A 15550-nucleotide genomic window follows, 5' to 3' on the forward strand; every position below is an offset into this window, starting at 1 on the left:
CACGCAACGGCTATGCAACGGCTGCCGGGTGGTCATGACGCGGAAGGAACGTCGTACTATTAGTCCCGTCATCCCCGCGCAAAGGCTTCGCCTTTGCGCGGGGATGACGGTGGATAAAGGGCGCACGCGTGCCATCATCGCAAGCGCCCGCGCCGCTCACGAATACGGATTGATCAGCTTCTGCTGCTCGGTGGCGTGATGGACCAGCAGGTCGATGAAGGTGCGGACCTTCGCCGAGAGATGATGGCGATGCGGATAGACAGCATTCATGGTGAGCTCGACCGGCCGGTATTCGGGCAGCAGGCGGACCAGTTGTCCCGACTCCAGCTCGTCGCGAACCAGGAAGCCGGCCGCGAGGAAGACGCCGACGCCGGCCAGCGCCGCGAGCTTCAGGATTTCGCCGCTGTTGGAGATCAGATTTCCGGAGACGCGCACTGCGGCCGGCGTGCCCTTGCGGTCGGCGAAGCGCCACTCGTCGCCATAGGGATAGTTGGCGTGGCGCATGCAGTTGCGCGCGGAGAGGTCGGCCAGCAGCGTTGGCTTGCCGTGCTGTTCGATATAGCCGTGCGAGCAGCACAGCACGTGGCGCCAGGTCGCGATGGTGCGTACGATCAGGCTGGAGTCCGGCGGCGGCACCATGCGCACGGCGAGATCGTAGTTCTCGTCGATCAGATCGGCATTGCGCTCGCCGATCGTGAGATCGACCTTGACCTCGGGATAGGTGGCGAGGAACTCGGCCACCGCGGGCGACAGGAACTGGACGAGATGGGTGTTGGTGAAGATGCGCAGGGTGCCGCGCGGCACCGATTGCTGGGCGCCCGCGATGTCGTCGGCCTGCTCGATGTCGGCGAGGATCTGGACGCAGCGGTCGTAATAGGCCTGGCCGACCTCGGTGAGGCTGACCTTGCGCGTGGTGCGGTTGAGCAGCCGGGCGCCGAGCCGGTCCTCCAGCGACTGCACGTGGTTGCTCACCATGGTGGTGGACATGTTGAGCTTGCGGCCGGCCGCGGAAAAGCCGCCGGTGTCCACGACCCGGACGAAGGCGGTCAGGCTGGTCAGGCGATCCATGCGGCAAGGTCCGGATTATCAGCGCTGGCTTGATAATGCTTCCAGTTTTATCGGGATTATCACAGCGGGGAGGACATTGCATCTAAGGGGGCGTACTGGGCGCCCTTTCTGGAAGGACGCGAATGTTCGACCCGGAGGATGCCATGTCGACCACTACTTATGTCCCTGAACAAGCAACAAAAATCGGCCTCCGCCCATCGCGGAAAGCGGTCAAGCGGGTGGCGCTCGGGGTCGCCGCGATCATCGGCGCCGCCGTGGCAGCCGACTTTGGCTACGACTACGTCACCACCGGCCGCTACCTCGAAACCACTGACGACGCCTACGTGAAGGCGGACTCCACGATCATCGCCCCGAAAGTCTCGGGCTACATCGCCAAAGTGCTGGTCACCGACAACCAGCCGGTGAAGGCCGGCCAGTTGCTGGCCGAGATCGACGACCGCGATTACCGCACCGCGCTCGGCCAGGCCAAGGCCGATGTCGACGCCGCCAGCGCCTCGGTGCGCAACCTCGATGCCCAGCTCGAGCTGCAGCAGCCGATCATCGACCAGAGCACGGCCGACGTCACCGCCGCCGAGGCAAACCTGAAATTCGCGCAGGAAGAGCAGACCCGCTACGACGGGCTGATGAAGTCCGGCTCCGGCACCATTCAGCGTGCGCAACAGACCGACGCGGCGCTGCGCGCCAACACCGCGCAATTGCAGCACGCGAAGTCGGCGCTGTCGGCGGCCCAGCGCAAGGTCGACGTGCTGACCACGCAGCGCGCCCAGGCCGCAGCGCAGGTGGACCGCGCTCGCGCGGTCGAGCAGCAGGCCGAGCTCAACCTGTCCTACGCCCGGATCACCGCGCCGGTCGACGGCACGGTCGGCGCCCGCACGCTGCGCGTCGGGCAATATGTGCAGGCCGGCACCCAGCTGATGGCGGTGGTGCCGCTGGACGCGGTCTATGTGATCGCCAATTTCAAGGAGACGCAGCTGACCCATGTGCGCAACGGCCAGCCGGTCGAGCTCACGGTCGACAGTTTTCGCGGCACCACGCTGAAGGGTCATGTCGACAGCCTGTCGCCGGCCAGCGGCCTCGAATTCGCGCTGCTGCCGCCCGACAACGCCACCGGCAATTTCACCAAGATCGTGCAGCGCGTGCCGGTCAAGATCGTGCTCGACGATCAGAGCCTCACCGGCCTCTTGCGCCCGGGCATGTCGGCGATCCCGACCGTCAACACCAAGGCGACGGTGCTGGCCGAGCGCGAGGAGAAGCGGCGGCTGGCATCAGCGACGCGGGCGAACGGCGGATAGGACCAAACGCTTCTTCGGCTGGCTCCGCGCGATCGATCACCCATCGGTGGTCGATCGCGTTTTGCTGTCTACGCCCTCTTCGCCTCTCCCGCTTGCGGGTGGGGGCTCTCTCCGCGAGTCATCTTGTGGAGCCCCCGCAAACGGGAGAGGGAGCTTGAGAGGCGTGCTCACCTCACTAGTCGACGGCACGCAGGCCAAACGCAGCCGCCGTGCCGTGGCCATAACCGCAGTCGCTCTCTCAGCCGCAACCGTTGATTATCAACCTCTACCGGACAATCCTTCCAGTCTTTCCCGGATTATCGAAAGCGGCCGCCTGATACATTTTGCGTGTGTAAGCCAGAGAACACGCCGATGACCGCACTTCAGCCCACAGCCGACGCCCCGAACGCCACTGCGCTCCCCGCCCCCGCAGCGCCGGCGGCGCCGGCGACCCCCACGAAAACCTGGATCGCGGTGATCGGGGCGACGCTCGGCGCGTTCATGGCGGTGCTGAACATCCAGATCGTCAACGCCTCGCTCGCCGACGTGCAGGGCGCGATCGGCGCCGGGATCGACGACGGCGGCTGGATCTCGACCTCCTATCTGATCGCCGAGATCGTGGTGATCCCGCTCTCCGGCTGGCTCGCGCAGGTGTTCTCGGTGCGCATCTATCTGCTCACCAATGCGCTCCTGTTCCTGGTGTTCTCGGCGGCATGCGCGCTGGCGCAGGACCTGCCGCAGATGATCGCGCTGCGCGCGGTGCAAGGCTTCACCGGCGGCGTGCTGATCCCGATGGCGTTCACGCTGATCATCACGCTACTGCCGAAGGCCAAGCAGCCGATCGGGCTCGCGCTGTTCGCGCTGTCGGCGACGTTCGCGCCGGCGATCGGCCCGACCATCGGCGGCTATCTCACCGAGAACTGGGGCTGGCAGTATATCTTCTATGTCAACCTGGTGCCGGGCGCCGTGATGATCGCGATGCTCTACGTCTCGCTCGATCCGAGCCCGATGAAGCTGTCTCTGATCCGCCAGGGCGACTGGCTCGGCATCATCACCATGGCGGTCGGCCTCGCCGCGCTGCAGACCGTGCTGGAGGAAGGCAACAAGGACGACTGGTTCGGCTCGCCCTTCATCGTCCGCCTGTCTGTCATCGCGGCGGTCGCGCTGGTCGCCTTCCTGATCGTCGAATTCACCGTCGAGAAGCCGCTGCTCAATCTGCGCCTGCTCGCCCGCCGCAATTTCGGCTTCGGCATGCTGGCCAACTTCCTGCTTGGCATCGCGCTGTACGGCTCGGTGTTCATCCTGCCGCAGTACCTCGCGCGCATCCAGGGCTACAATGCCGAGCAGATCGGCATGGTGCTGGCCTGGACCGGGCTGCCGCAGCTCGCGCTGATCCCGCTGGTACCGCGGCTGATGCAGCGCTTCGACCCGCGCCTCATCATCGGCGTCGGCTTCGCGCTGTTCGCCGGCTCCAACTTCATGAACATCTTCATGACCAACGACTACGCCACCGACCAGCTGTTCTGGCCCAACATCGTCCGCGCCATCGGCCAGGCGCTGGTGATGGCGCCGCTGTCGGCGGTTGCGACCGCGGGCATCGAGCTGGAGAATGCGGGCTCGGCCTCCGCGCTGTTCAATATGATGCGCAACCTCGGTGGCGCGGTCGGCATCGCCGTGCTGCAGACGCTGCTGACCAAACGCGAGCAATATCACTCCAACGTGCTGATGCAGTCGGTCTCGCTGCTGGAACAGGCCACGCGGAGCCGGATTGAGCAGCTGACGCAGTATTTCATGAACCACGGCGTCGCCGACCAGGCCGCGGCCGCCCACCGCGCAATCGCGGCGATCGGCAAGGTCGTGCAGAAGCAGGCCTACATCCTCGCCTTCAGTGATACCTTCTACCTGCTCGGCGTCGCGCTGATCATCGCACTCGCGGCGACACTATTCCTGAAGAAGCCGGGCCAGCTCGCTGGCGGCGGTGCGCACTAACCCAAGCCACAACCACGGAGAACGACCATGAAGCCCCGCATGAACTTCTACCAGGCCGCACCCGAGACCATCAAAGCGCTGGTCGCGGTCGAAAACCAGATTGCTGCGAGCGGCCTCGAGCAATCGCTGATCGAGCTGGTCAAGACCCGCGCCTCGCAGATCAACGGCTGTGCCTACTGCATCAACATGCACACCGAGGACGCCCGCAAGCATGGCGAGACCGAGCAGCGGCTCTATCTGCTCAACGCCTGGCGCGAATCCCCGCTCTACAGCGAGCGCGAGCGCGCGGCGCTAGCCTGGACCGAAGCGCTGACGCTGGTGTCCGAGACGCATGCGCCCGACGCCGACTATGAAGCCGTGCGCGCCCAGTTCTCGGACAGCGAGCTGGTCAACCTGACCACGCTGATCGGCGCGATCAACGCCTGGAACCGGATCGCCATCGGCTTCCGCGCGGTGCATCCGGTGAAGGCGAAGGCGGCGGCGTAAGCAGCGCGGACGATCCATCCCCGTCATCCTGAGGAGCCTGCGCAGCAGGCGTCTCGAAGGATGCACGGCCACAGTCGGGCCGTCGACCCTTCGAGGGCCGCTGAAGAAGCGGCCACCTCAGGGTGACGGTGCCAAGGCGATGCGCAGACCGTAGGGTGGGTTAGCCGAAGGCGTAACCCACCATTCTCTCCGTGGTGAGCAAAGTTGGAGGGTTACGCTGCGCTAACCCACCCCACCCAGTGTCAGACCGCCGTCGCCTTGGCGAACTCGACATAGATCTCGCGCAGGCGGTCGGTGATCGGACCGACCTTGCCGCCTCCGACCTTCTTGCCGTCGATCGCGACCACCCCCTGCACGAACACGGAAGCGCTGGTGATGAAGGCTTCCTTGGCGGCGAGCGCTTCCTCGATCGTGAAGGCGCGCTCCTCGATGCGCAGCTGGCGTTCCTCGGCGAGCTTGACCACCGCCTTGCGGGTGCAGCCGGGCAGGATCTCGTTGCCGTTCTGCCGGGTCACGATGACATCGTCCTGGGTGACGATGAAGGACGAGGACGAGCCGCCCTCGGTGACCTTGCCGTCCTCGATCATCCAGGCTTCGCCGGCGCCGGCCGCGGCCGCCGCCTGCTTGGCCAGCACCTGCGCCAGCAGCGCCACGCTCTTGATGTCGCGCCGTTCCCAGCGGATGTCGGGCACCGTGATGACGTTGATGCCGGTCTTGGCCGAGGGCGCGTTGATGATGTCCTTTTCCGAGGTGAACATCACGAGCGTCGGCTTGACGTCGGCCTTCGGGAAGGCGAAGTCGCGACCCTTGTCGGCGCCGCGGGTGACCTCGAGATAGACCATGCCGTTGACGAGGTCGTTGCGCGCAACCAGCTCCTTCTGGATCTCCTCGATCCGCTCCAGCGTCTCCGGCAGCGCGAGCTGGATCTCGCCGACCGAACGCTTGAGCCGCGCCAGGTGTGAGGCGTTGTCGATCAGCTTGCCCTCGAGCACCGCCGCCACCTCGTAGATGCCGTCGGCGAACAGGAATCCGCGGTCGAACACCGAGACCTTGGCCTCCGAATGCGGCACGAACGAGCCGTTGACATAAGCGATCTTTTCCACGCGAGTTCTCCTGCGGACGAAGGGGGGTTCAGGCCTTCGTATACGCAAATTGTTAACGGGGGAAAACCCTGTAGCAGCCGTCATTCCGGGGCGATGCGCAGCATCGAACCCTCAGGTGCGCCTCTTCGAGGCGCCCCGGAATGACAGGCGGAGAGGCTCCCTAAGCTCAGTGCTGCAGGATCTTCGACAGGAACTTCTGCGCGCGGTCGCTGCGCGGCGTGCCGAAGAAGTCGGCCTTCTTGGCGTCCTCGACGATCTCGCCGCGGTCCATGAAGATGACGCGGTCGGCGACCTTGTTGGCAAAGCCCATTTCGTGGGTCACGACCATCATGGTCATGCCCTCGCGGGCGAGGTCGACCATCACGTCGAGCACTTCGCTGATCATCTCCGGGTCGAGCGCCGAGGTCGGCTCGTCGAACAGCATCGCGATCGGGTCCATCGCCAGCGCGCGGGCGATCGCGACGCGCTGCTGCTGGCCACCGGACAACTCCGCCGGAAACTTTTTGGCATGATCCTTCAGCCCGACGCGCTCCAGAAGCTTCATGCCCTTGGCGGTGGCGTCCTCAGACTTGCGGCCGAGCACCTTCTCCTGCGCGAGGCGGAGATTGTCGATGATGCGCAGATGCGGAAACAGCTCGAAATGCTGGAACACCATGCCGACGCGCGAACGCAGCTTCGGCAGGTCGGTCTTGGGATCGTTGACCTTGACGCCGTCGAGCGTGATGTCGCCGCCCTGGATCGGCTCCAGCGCATTGACGCATTTGATCAGGGTCGACTTGCCCGAGCCGGACGGGCCGCAGACCACCACCACCTCGCCCTTGGCGACGCTGGTGGTGCAGTCCTTCAGCACCTGGAAGCTCGGCCCGTACCATTTGTTGACGTGGTTGATCTCGATCATGCGTGACTCAGGCGTTGCAGCGAGCGCGCTTCCACCTCTCCCATCGGGAGAGGTCGGCGCGCAGCGCCGGGTGAGGGATTGCGGTCTATCGATGGAGCAAAACCCCTCACCCGGATCGCTGACGCGATCCGACCTCTCCCGATGGGAGAGGTGAAGGGGGCCGTGTCTTGAATGTTCGAAAGCATGACTGGCTACCGGACAATCGCGATGCGCGACTGCAGGCGGCGAACGCCATAGGACGCGACACAGGAAATGACGAAGTAGACCAGCGCGGCGAACAGGTACATTTCGACCAGGCGGCCGTCGCGCTGCGCGACCTTGCTGGCGGCGCCGAGGAAATCCGGGATCGACAGCACGTAGACCAGCGAGGTGTCCTGGAACAGCACGATGGTCTGCGTCAGCAGCACCGGCAGCATGTTGCGAAACGCCTGCGGCAGCACGACGTAGCGCATCGACTGCGCGTAGGTCAGGCCGAGCGCGCTGGCCGCGGCCGGCTGGCCCTTCGAGATCGACTGGATGCCGGCGCGCATGATCTCGGAGAAATACGCCGCCTCGAACGCGATGAAGGTGATCAGCGAGGAGGCGAAGGCGCCGACCGTGATCGGCCGCGACGCGCCGGTCAGCCACTGCCCGATATACGGCACCAGGAAGTAGAACCAGAAGATCACCAGCACCAGCGGCAGCGAGCGGATGAAGTCGACATAGAAGCCCGCGATGCGCCCGAGCACCTTGTAGCTCGACAGCCGCATCAGGGCGATCAGGGTGCCGAACACCAGGCCGCCGAACGCTGCGAGCGCGGTCAAGGTCAGCGTGAAGCGCATGCCCTCCAGGAACAGGTAGGGCAGCGAGCGGCGGATGACGTCGAAATCGAAACTGCCGATCATCGTCATTTACCCGTGATGTAGCCGGGGATCGCGACATAGCGCTCGAGGAAGCGCATCGCGGTCACCACGACGAAATTGAGGAGCAGGTAGAGCACGGTTGCCGCCGTGAACGCCTCGAACACCTGGAACGAGAACTCCTGCATCGAGCGGGCCTGGCCGGTCAGTTCGATCAGGCCGATGGTGATGGCGACCGCGCTGTTCTTGATGGTGTTGAGGAATTCGGAGGTCAGCGGCGGCAGGATGATGCGGAATGCCATCGGCAGCAGCACGTAGCGATAGGTCTGCAGCGTGGTGAGGCCGAGCGCGGTCGAGGCCTGCTTCTGCCCGCGCGGCAGCGAGGTAATGCCGGCCTGCAATTGCACGGCGACGCGCGCCGACATGAAGAAGCCGACGCCGATCGCGGCGGTCCAGAACGGCGCATTCGGCAGTTGCTTCAGCCACAGCCCGGCCGACCGCGGCAACAATTCGGGCAGTACGAAGAACCACAGGAACAACTGCACCAGCAGCGGCATGTTGCGGAAGAACTCGACCCAGCAGAAGCCGATCCACGACGCGGCCCGCGACGGCAGCGTGCGCAGCACGCCGATCACCGAGCCGGACACCAGCGCGATGATCCAGGCCAGCACCGACACCTTGACGGTGACCACCAGCCCCGACAGCAACAGGTCGAGATAGGTGCCGGTCCCCATCGGGTTCGGCTCAAGGAAGATGTGCCAGTTCCAATTGTAGTTCACAGGTCCCCCACGCGGCCGTGCCGGTCACGGCATTACGCCGGCATCGCGCGCGGCGTCTATGCAAATGTCCGGCCATTCTCCTCCAAAAATGGCCGGACATGCTAACTTTCAGGACCCGCTCCCAAAAGGGACGACGGGTCATACACAGCGGTCAGTTGACCAGATAGGCATCCGGATCCGGAGAGTCCGACGGCTTCGCAAACTGCTTCTTCATCTCCGGTCCAGCCGGCGAGTTGAGATTAAGGCCCTTCGGCGGGATCTTTTGGGTGAACCACTTGTCATAGATCTTCTGGCCCTCGCCGCTGGTGTAGAGCGCGGCGGTTGCGGCGTCGACGACCTTCTTGAACGGCGCGTCGTCCTTGCGCAGCATGATGCCGTAGGGCTCGGGCTTGGAGAACGCGTCCTTGGAGATCACGTAGTCATCCGGCGACTTCGAGCCGGCGACGAGGCTCGCGAGCAGGATGTCGTCCATTACGAAGGCGACCGCGCGATCGGTCTCGACCATCAGGAAGGCCTCGGCATGGTCCTTGGCCGGGATGATATTGACGCTCAGCCCGCGCGCGAGGTTGGCCTCGGTCAGCTGCTTGATGTTGGTGGTGCCGGCGGTCGAGACCACCGTCTTGCCCTTCAGATCGTCGATCGAATTGATCTTGCTCGCCTTCTTGGTGACGTAGCGGCTGGCGGTCAGGAAGTGGCTGTTGGTGAAGGAGACCTGCTTCTGGCGCTCGGCATTGTTGGTGGTCGAGCCGCATTCGAGGTCGACGGTGCCGTTGGCCATCAGCGGAATACGCGTCGCCGAGGTCACCGGGTTGAGCTTGACCTCGAGCTTGTCGAGCTTCAGCTCCTTCTTCACGGCATCGACGATCTTGTAGCAGATGTCCATGGCGTAGCCGACCGGCTTCTGGTTGTCGTCGAGATAGGAGAACGGGATCGAGGAGTCGCGGTAGCCGAGCGTGATCGCGCCGGTGTCCTTGATGTTCTTCAGCGTGCCGGTCGGCTCCTGGGCTTGCGCCTGGCTCGCGCCCAGCGCGGCGGCGAGCGCGAAGCCGATCAGATAGTTGCGTGTCATACGTCTACTCCTTGCGTGGAAACGGTCGTTCTAGTGCGTGAGAATATCAGCGAGGACGGGTGCGATATAGCGGCGAAACAGTTCCGGATTCTCGCTCATCGGAAAATGACCGAGCTGCTCCATGATCGTGACGCTGGCGCCCCCTATTGCCGCTGCGGTCCGCCTCGTATCCTCGGGCGTGCAGGAGAAATCATACTCGCCCGTAAGCAGATAGAGGTTGCATACTTTAGTCTCGATTGACGCGACCCGGCCGCGCAGGTCGCCGTCGACACGGTAGAAATACAGGTCGCCCTTGAACACGCCGGGGCCGCCCTGCTTGTAGGCCCACAGCGTTTCCATCCGCGCAGGCTCCGGGCTTTGCGGGGCGATCAGCCCGGACACCAGCGCGGCGCAGACTTCGCCGCCGTGAACGTCCGGCCGGTTCAGCCAGTTGGTGTCATACCACGGCGCCTGAAAATCGGCAGCCTCGAGCCCGATCAGCGCGCGGAACTCGGCGGCATATTCGATCGCAAGGTTAAGCACGATGCGGCCGCCGATCGAGCAGCCCATCACGATAGGCTTCTCCAGCCGCAGCGCACGGCAGAAAGCGCGGATGGTCTCGGTGTAGCGCGCAGTGGTGAGTTGGTATTCATCGCCGGTCCAGCTCATCGGCGGATTCGACTTGCCATGCCAGGGCATATCGAAGGCAATGATGCGGAAATTTTCGGCAAATTGCGTATCCGCGAGCAGATGGCGCCACTGCCGCGCATCCGATCCCGCGGTGTGCAGGCAGACCAGCGGAATGCCCGTGCCGTTCTCCTCGAAATAGATCCGGTGCAGCTCGCCGCCGATCTCGACGTGAACGTAGCGGCCGACCATCGGCTCGATGTGGCCGTCCATGATCTTGCCGCTCATGATACGGCCGCCGCGAAATGCTGCCGCGGCAGCGCCAGCAGGTCCTTGAAGTATTGCAGATGCGCCATGAAGGGATGCAGGTCGCCTTCCAGCACCGCCTCGCCGCGCTTGGTCAGCGCCAGCAGATCGTGCCAGCCGGGCTTCGGCTCGGCCTGCCAATAGGCGGCCCAGGCCTGCGGCGTCGCGCGATAGGAAAAGCGCCAGGAGCGCATCAGGACCGGCGAAGGCGCAAGTTCGACGATGCGCCCGGCCCGGATCGCGGCATGAAACGGCCGCGCCATCGGGCCGATCAGGCAGTCGCAATCGAGCAGCCGCCCGCGCGCAAGCAGCCGAGGGGCCTCGTCGAGCAACGCGGGAAGGCCGGCAAACGCCCTCGTCACAGCGTCGTCGGTGGCGTCAGGCGATGGCGTCATCTGTCGGGCGGCGTTCCTGCAGCGGGCGGCGCCATGATGACGGCAAGCGCGCAATCCCGCAAGGCGCCGATGCCTTTGGGTTCCCTTGATTATTCGCTTGACCAAACCCGGCTTGCCGGTCAGGCGCGCACACCCCGCGCCCTCCCGGCACAGTGCCAGGAACGGCCAATCCGTCCGACCAAAGGCCGATTGAATTCCGCGGCTCGGCAGGTCGCGCCAAATCGCGGCAGACCAATTGTCGCAGCCGGCGCTTCGAGCGCAATTCGCGCTTCCGTTGCCCGCCCCGTTCTGTCCAATGCGCTCGGTCCCAGCATGACAGGGACAATCATTGCCAACACCGAACAAGACGCGGCCGCGATCGAACGCGGTCATAAGGGAGAGATCGAGATGTCGCACCGCAATCGCTTGATGGTCCTGCTCGCCGCCGCCGGCATGCTGGTGTCAACAGCGGCGCTCGCGCAGGACTATCCGACCAAGCCGATCACGCTGATCGTGCCATGGCCGGCGGGCGGCTCGACCGATATCTCGATGCGCGCGATCGCCGAGAGCGCCTCGAAGGTGCTGGGCCAACCGATCGCGGTCGACAACAAGGCGGGCGGCGGCGGCACCGTGGGCCCCGCGACGATGGCCGCCGGCGCCAAGCCCGACGGCTACACCATCGCCCAGATCCCGATCACAGTGTTCCGCCTGCCCTTGATGCAGGAGGTGTCCTGGGATCCGGCGAAGGATTTCTCCTACATCATTCACCTCACCGGCTACACCTTCGGCGTCACCACCAACGCGGAGTCGCAGTTCAAGACCTGGCAGGACGTAGTCGATTTCGCCAAGAAGAACCCGGGCAAGGTGACCTATGCGACGCCCGGCACCGGCACCTCGCTGCATGTCGGCATGGAGCAGATCGCCCTGATGGCCGGGATCAAGCTGACCCAGGTGCCGTTCAAGGGCGGCGCCGAGACCAATGCGGCCGTGCTCGGCCAGCACACCATGCTGCAGGCGGATTCCACCGGCTGGCGGCCGCTGGTCGATGCCGGCAAGCTCCGCCTGTTGATGGTGTGGACCGGCGCGCGCTCGCCGAACTATCCGGACGTACCGACGCTGAAGGAGCTCGGCTACCCCATGGTCTATGACTCGCCGTTTGGCATCGCCGGCCCCAAGGGCATGGATCCCAAGATCGTCGCCAAGCTGCACGATGCCTTCAAGAAGGCGATCGAGGACCCGGCGGTGATCGCAACGCTGGCCAAATACGACATGGTGCCGAACTACAAGAACACCGAGGACTACAAGAAGTTCGTGGGGGAGGTCACCGAGTCCGAGCGCAAGGTGATCGACACGCTGGGGCTGGCGAAGAAGTAAGGACTGGCCGCGAAGTCTCCGTCCGTCATTGCGAGGAGCGAAGCGACGAAGCAATCCATCCCTCCGCACATGCGGTGAAATGGATTGCTTCGCTTCTCTCGCAATGACGGGGATAGGTCGATGCCCCACCTTGCGACTTGACGAGAGCACATCCCATGACAGACCAAACCAACGTCAAATTCCGCCTCAACAACTCCGAGCTCTGGGGCGGGCTGATCGGGCTCGGGCTCGGCGCCTTCGTGATCTGGTCGGGCCTCAAGCTGAAGCTCGGCACCATCAACGATCCCGGCTCCGGCTACGTGCTGTTCTACACCGGCATCCTGATGTGCGTGTTCGCGGCCTCGATCATGATCGCGGCGGTCACCGAGGGCGGCCCGACCTTCGCCTCGCGCTGGGAGAATGCGCGCTGGGGCAAGCCGGTGCTGGTCATCGTCTGCCTCACGGCGTTCGCCTTTGCGCTGGAGCCGCTCGGCTTCCTGCTGTCGGCGATTCCGCTGATGCTGTTGCTGCTCCGCGTGATCGATCCGGTGCGCTGGTCGCTGGCGATCCCGCTGTCCATCCTTGCCCCGCTCGGGATGTGGTGGGTGCTGAAGCACCTGCTCGCGATCCAGCTGCCGAGCGGCATGTTCGAGATCGGTTGAGCGCCCATGGATACTCTCGTCAACGTCGCCCACGGCCTCGGCGTCGCGCTGCTGCCGATCAACCTGCTCTACTGCTTCATCGGCGTGTTCATCGGCACGCTGGTCGGCGTGCTGCCCGGCATCGGCCCGATCTCGGCGATGTCGCTGCTGCTGCCGGTGACGCTGTCCGGCACGCCGGAATCCGGCATCATCATGATGGCCGGCATCTATTACGGCTCGATGTATGGCGGATCGACCACCTCGATCCTGGTCAATATCCCCGGCGAAGCGGCTTCCGTCGTCACCTGCATCGACGGCCACCAGATGGCCAAGCAGGGCCGCGCCGGCCCCGCGCTCGGCATCTCCGCCTTCGGCTCGTTCATCGCCGGCACCTTCGCGCTGATCGCCCTGATGCTGGTGGCGCCGTCGCTCGCCAGCGTCGCGATCGCGTTCGGGCCGGCCGAATATTTCAGCCTGATGGTGCTCGGCCTCGTGGTGCTGACCTTCCTCACCCAGGGCTCGATGGCCAAGGCGCTGTTGATGGCCTGCATCGGCGTCGTGCTCGGCCTGGTCGGGCTCGACAGCATCACGGCGCAGCCGCGGCTGACCTTCGGCCGCCTCGAGCTGATCGACGGCATCGGCCTGGTGCCGGTCGTGATGGGCCTGTTCGGCGTCGCCGAGGTGCTGCTCAACACCGAGCAGGCGATCAAGCGCGACATCATCAAGACCAGGATCAACCAGTTGCTGCCGAGCAAGGAGGACTGGAAGGCCAGCGCCGGACCGGTGGCGCGCGGCACGGTGCTCGGCTTCTTGCTCGGCATCCTGCCCGGCGGCGGCGCCGTGGTGGCATCGTTCGCCTCCTACGCGCTGGAGAAGCGGCTCTCGAAGCATCCGGAGCGCTTCGGCCACGGCGCGATCGAGGGCGTCGCGGGGCCGGAATCGGCCAACAATTCCGCGGCCGGCGGCGCCTTCATTCCGCTGATGACGCTCGGCATCCCACCGAACGTGGTGATGGCGCTGCTGCTCGGCGCCTTCGTGATCCACGGCCTGCAGCCGGGGCCGCTGATGATCTCGCAAAACCCGACGCTGTTCTGGGGCATCGTCGCCAGCATGTATATCGGCAATTTGATGCTCTTGGTGCTCAACCTGCCGATGATCGGCATGTGGGTGCAGCTGCTGCGGCTGCCCTACAACGTGCTGTTCCCGCTGATCATCCTGTTCACGATCATCGGCGTCTACTGCTCCAGCAACAACGTGTTCGACGTCCACGTCATGATCGCGTTCGGCGTGATCGGCTATTTCATGCGCAAGCTCGGCTACGAGCCGGCGCCGCTGGTGCTCGCCTTCGTGCTCGGGCCGATGCTGGAGAACAATCTGCGCAAGTCGCTGATCCTCTCGCAGGGCGACCTCATGACCTTCGTGGAGCGGCCGATCTCGGCGATCTGCCTCGCCTTCGCGCTGGTGCTGCTGGTCGGCCCCGCTGCTGCCCTCGCTGCGCAAGAAGCGCGAGCTGGTGGCGCTGGATGAGGGGGCGTAGGAGAGCGAGCCCGACTTCAGCCGCGCCGGCAGCGCGCCCCCTCGCCCCGTTCTTACGGGGAGAGGGTTGGGGTGAGGGGCTGCCTCCGCAAGCACGGTGATAGCAGTATCCGCGGAGGCCCCCCTCACCCGCACGCGGGGAGAGGCGAAGCGGCAGCTCAACCGACCTTCGCCGCACGCCCGTTCTTCGGCGCTTGGGCCAGCGCGCGGGCCAGCACCTGGGCTTCCTTCTTCAGCATGTCGGCGAGCTCGCCTTCGCGGCGACGGATGCGGTCGGACGCGGCGCCGATCGAGAGCGCGGCGACCACCTCGCCGGCATCGTCGCGCACCGGCACGCCGACGCCGCCCATGCCGGGGAACGCGGCGTCGATCAACACGGTGTGGCCGGCCTTGCGCGCCATGGCGATCCGCTCGCGCAGGAACTTTGGCGTGATGCGCGGCGATTTCGCCAGCCGCGGCACGATCACCTCGATCACAGCCTCGATCTCGGCATCCGGCAGCCAGACCAGCAGCGCCAGCGCGCCGGCGCCGACGCCGAGCGGACGGCGGCTGCCGATCTGCAAATAGTTCGGTTGCAGCGGATGGTTGCCGACCGAGCGCGCCAGATAAAGCGCCTCGACGCCGGATCGCACCGACAGCAGCGCGGTATCGGCCGAGCGCTCCGACAGCCGGAGCAGGCTCGGCTGCGCCAGCTCGGCGATGTCGACCGAACGGCGCGCGCCGACCGCCATCACCCGCGCCTCCTGGCCGAGCTCATAGGTCTTGGCGCCGGCGACGCGGCTGACGAAGCCTTCCTCAATCAGCGAGTTGAGAATGCGCAGCGCCGTCGCCTTGTTCAGCGAGGTGGAGTCGGCGATGTCGGTGAGCCGCAACGGCGAGCGCTGCGCCAGCACGCGCAGGATCGCGCAGACCTTCTGGATCGCGTTGAACTTGTCGGGTTGGCCCGGCTCCGGCAGTGGCCTCTTGCGGCTGGTCCGTGCGGTCGCAGTCGTGGAGGCGTTCATGCCCTGGCCTTCCTTGCCGTCAATTCCAAATCCTGAACCGGGCAGGACGAAGATGCGCGCCCGGCCGACATCATCCTAGGACGGATGACGCACGCCGGACACCGTATACTTTCGTCAGATGAAACTTTGATTTCGACTATCTACGCTGCTGTGCAACAATAAGGATATTTGAATTTCGCATCACGAAATCTGATGCGGTTTGCGCGTGATCTCTTCGAAAAACCGCTT

14 protein-coding genes and 1 pseudogene are annotated in these 15550 nt (G+C 65.1%); 6 read left to right on the forward strand and 9 right to left on the reverse strand.

Annotation, left to right across the window (positions count from 1 at the left end; translation table 11 throughout):
- Positions 1 to 156: 156 nt before the first annotated feature.
- Entirely contained in the window at positions 157 to 1068 is a 912-nt protein-coding gene (locus ACVWZM_RS11550) for a LysR substrate-binding domain-containing protein (RefSeq protein WP_456853221.1), read from the reverse strand.
- Positions 1069 to 1211: 143 nt separating this feature from the next.
- Here ACVWZM_RS11550 and ACVWZM_RS11555 point away from each other — a divergent pair, with 143 nt between their 5' ends.
- The 3 genes from ACVWZM_RS11555 (at position 1212) to ACVWZM_RS11565 (ending at position 4814) form a co-directional block, all read left to right on the forward strand.
- Positions 1212 to 2360, forward strand: a complete 1149-nt coding sequence (locus ACVWZM_RS11555; protein WP_057015485.1) for an HlyD family secretion protein — start codon at positions 1212 to 1214, stop codon at positions 2358 to 2360.
- Between the two features lie 351 nt (positions 2361 to 2711).
- Entirely contained in the window at positions 2712 to 4328 is a 1617-nt protein-coding gene (locus ACVWZM_RS11560) for an MDR family MFS transporter (RefSeq protein ID WP_456853223.1), read from the forward strand.
- A 27-nt stretch (positions 4329 to 4355) separates the two neighbouring features.
- Complete coding sequence (locus ACVWZM_RS11565; protein ID WP_057015474.1) at positions 4356 to 4814, forward strand: carboxymuconolactone decarboxylase family protein; 459 nt, start codon at positions 4356 to 4358, stop codon at positions 4812 to 4814.
- 242 nt (positions 4815 to 5056) lie between these two features.
- Here the strand turns inward: ACVWZM_RS11565 and ACVWZM_RS11570 are convergent, their stop codons facing one another.
- The 7 genes from ACVWZM_RS11570 to ACVWZM_RS11600 all read right to left on the reverse strand — a co-directional run bounded on the left by ACVWZM_RS11570 (position 5057) and on the right by ACVWZM_RS11600 (position 10809).
- On the reverse strand, positions 5057 to 5917 hold the full coding sequence (locus ACVWZM_RS11570; RefSeq protein WP_057015475.1) for a D-amino-acid transaminase: 861 nt from the start codon (positions 5915 to 5917) through the stop codon (positions 5057 to 5059).
- A 166-nt stretch (positions 5918 to 6083) separates the two neighbouring features.
- A complete protein-coding gene (locus ACVWZM_RS11575; protein WP_057015476.1) occupies positions 6084 to 6815 on the reverse strand; it encodes an amino acid ABC transporter ATP-binding protein in 732 nt (243 codons plus the stop codon).
- 191 nt (positions 6816 to 7006) lie between these two features.
- Positions 7007 to 7699: an amino acid ABC transporter permease gene (locus ACVWZM_RS11580; RefSeq protein ID WP_057015486.1), complete on the reverse strand. Its 693-nt coding sequence runs from the start codon at positions 7697 to 7699 to the stop codon at positions 7007 to 7009.
- Between the two features lie 2 nt (positions 7700 to 7701).
- The gene (locus ACVWZM_RS11585) at positions 7702 to 8433 is read right to left on the reverse strand and encodes an amino acid ABC transporter permease (protein ID WP_225162204.1); all 732 of its coding nucleotides are present in this window, start codon (positions 8431 to 8433) and stop codon (positions 7702 to 7704) included.
- Positions 8434 to 8584: 151 nt separating this feature from the next.
- Positions 8585 to 9502, reverse strand: coding sequence for an amino acid ABC transporter substrate-binding protein (locus tag ACVWZM_RS11590; protein WP_057015477.1), 918 nt, complete (start codon positions 9500 to 9502; stop codon positions 8585 to 8587).
- Between the two features lie 30 nt (positions 9503 to 9532).
- A complete protein-coding gene (locus ACVWZM_RS11595; RefSeq protein WP_456853224.1) occupies positions 9533 to 10396 on the reverse strand; it encodes an alpha/beta fold hydrolase in 864 nt (287 codons plus the stop codon).
- Positions 10393 to 10809 carry a hypothetical protein gene (locus ACVWZM_RS11600; RefSeq protein ID WP_283064697.1) on the reverse strand — a complete coding sequence of 139 codons (417 nt, stop codon included), beginning with the start codon at positions 10807 to 10809 and terminating at the stop codon, positions 10393 to 10395. The genes ACVWZM_RS11595 and ACVWZM_RS11600 overlap by 4 nt, the downstream gene beginning before the upstream one ends.
- A gap of 387 nt (positions 10810 to 11196) precedes the next feature.
- Between ACVWZM_RS11600 and ACVWZM_RS11605 the strand changes: the two genes are divergently transcribed.
- The 3 genes and pseudogenes from ACVWZM_RS11605 (at position 11197) to ACVWZM_RS11615 (ending at position 14319) form a co-directional block, all read left to right on the forward strand.
- A complete protein-coding gene (locus ACVWZM_RS11605) occupies positions 11197 to 12162 on the forward strand; it encodes a Bug family tripartite tricarboxylate transporter substrate binding protein (RefSeq protein ID WP_038384272.1) in 966 nt (321 codons plus the stop codon).
- Between the two features lie 155 nt (positions 12163 to 12317).
- Entirely contained in the window at positions 12318 to 12803 is a 486-nt protein-coding gene (locus ACVWZM_RS11610; RefSeq protein WP_028332964.1) for a tripartite tricarboxylate transporter TctB family protein, read from the forward strand.
- Positions 12804 to 12809: 6 nt separating this feature from the next.
- Positions 12810 to 14319, forward strand: a pseudogene (locus ACVWZM_RS11615) (tripartite tricarboxylate transporter permease).
- Positions 14320 to 14476: 157 nt separating this feature from the next.
- Here ACVWZM_RS11615 and ACVWZM_RS11620 read toward each other — a convergent pair.
- Positions 14477 to 15322, reverse strand: a complete 846-nt coding sequence (locus ACVWZM_RS11620) for an IclR family transcriptional regulator (RefSeq protein ID WP_057015479.1) — start codon at positions 15320 to 15322, stop codon at positions 14477 to 14479.
- Positions 15323 to 15550 lie beyond the last annotated feature (228 nt).

The organism is Bradyrhizobium sp. USDA 4501, assembly GCF_054062115.1.

Coding starts and splice junctions, on each gene's coding strand:
- ACVWZM_RS11560 (WP_456853223.1), top strand. CDS start 2,712: ATGACCGCACTTCAGCCCACAGCCGACGCCCCGAACGCCACTGCGCTC.
- ACVWZM_RS11575 (WP_057015476.1), bottom strand. CDS start 6,815: ATGATCGAGATCAACCACGTCAACAAATGGTACGGGCCGAGCTTCCAG.
- ACVWZM_RS11595 (WP_456853224.1), bottom strand. CDS start 10,396: ATGAGCGGCAAGATCATGGACGGCCACATCGAGCCGATGGTCGGCCGC.
- ACVWZM_RS11550 (WP_456853221.1), bottom strand. CDS start 1,068: ATGGATCGCCTGACCAGCCTGACCGCCTTCGTCCGGGTCGTGGACACC.
- ACVWZM_RS11565 (WP_057015474.1), top strand. CDS start 4,356: ATGAAGCCCCGCATGAACTTCTACCAGGCCGCACCCGAGACCATCAAA.
- ACVWZM_RS11600 (WP_283064697.1), bottom strand. CDS start 10,809: ATGACGCCATCGCCTGACGCCACCGACGACGCTGTGACGAGGGCGTTT.
- ACVWZM_RS11580 (WP_057015486.1), bottom strand. CDS start 7,699: ATGATCGGCAGTTTCGATTTCGACGTCATCCGCCGCTCGCTGCCCTAC.
- ACVWZM_RS11605 (WP_038384272.1), top strand. CDS start 11,197: ATGTCGCACCGCAATCGCTTGATGGTCCTGCTCGCCGCCGCCGGCATG.
- ACVWZM_RS11620 (WP_057015479.1), bottom strand. CDS start 15,322: ATGAACGCCTCCACGACTGCGACCGCACGGACCAGCCGCAAGAGGCCA.
- ACVWZM_RS11610 (WP_028332964.1), top strand. CDS start 12,318: ATGACAGACCAAACCAACGTCAAATTCCGCCTCAACAACTCCGAGCTC.
- ACVWZM_RS11590 (WP_057015477.1), bottom strand. CDS start 9,502: ATGACACGCAACTATCTGATCGGCTTCGCGCTCGCCGCCGCGCTGGGC.
- ACVWZM_RS11555 (WP_057015485.1), top strand. CDS start 1,212: ATGTCGACCACTACTTATGTCCCTGAACAAGCAACAAAAATCGGCCTC.